General features: G+C 62.6%; 2 protein-coding genes. Both read left to right on the top strand.

Going from position 1 to position 516, the window contains the following annotated elements:
• The coding region (locus Q7C21_RS23070; protein ID WP_375151249.1) for a GNAT family N-acetyltransferase at nucleotides 1–331 on the top strand (331 nt) is incomplete at its 5' end.
• 104 nt (nucleotides 332–435) lie between these two features.
• Nucleotides 436–516 (top strand): 4Fe-4S binding protein (locus tag Q7C21_RS23065; RefSeq protein WP_375151250.1); only part of this gene is annotated, 81 nt, incomplete at its 3' end.

Genomic DNA, 516 nt, shown 5'->3' with positions numbered 1-516 from the left:
GCCGGAAACCTACCGCGAAGCCGTGGAAAAGGGCTTGTTGTGGCTGGCCGAGGGCGAGCAGATCGAAGGTTTCGTCGAGCTCGACGGCAACGAGATCAGCAAGTTGTTCATGCGTGGCGACGGTGCCAGGCGCGGTATCGGCAGCCGCTTGCTGGAGGTGGCGCTCGCTCGACTGCGGGCCAGCGGTGCCCGCTCCGCTTACCTGGAGGCGACTCTGACGGCCGAAGGCTTCTATGCCCATCACGGCTTCCAGAAGATCGGCGAAGGTACTTTCAGCCGGGGCAACAGCCCGGTCTCCATCGAAATCATCAAGATGGAACGCCCGCTTTGAGCTGACCGTCAGCGGCCCCTTCAGCACTGCAGGTTCTGCCCGCCCCTGATTCGCAGGGGCGCGGCCGGCTGCACCCGGAAAACGGCACACGAGGCTTGTCCAAGATGACAGGGATGTTATTGAAACTAACGGTGCTCGATCAGAATCTGTGTGCCGGTTGCGGCGCTTGTGCCCTGGTGTGTCCA

The organism is Pantoea sp. ANP04 (assembly GCF_041982285.1).
In the GTDB taxonomy this organism is placed as follows: domain Bacteria; phylum Pseudomonadota; class Gammaproteobacteria; order Enterobacterales; family Enterobacteriaceae; genus Pantoea; species Pantoea eucalypti.
The sequence above is the reverse complement of the archived record's forward strand: the minus strand, read 5'-3'. Positions and strand labels throughout refer to the sequence as shown.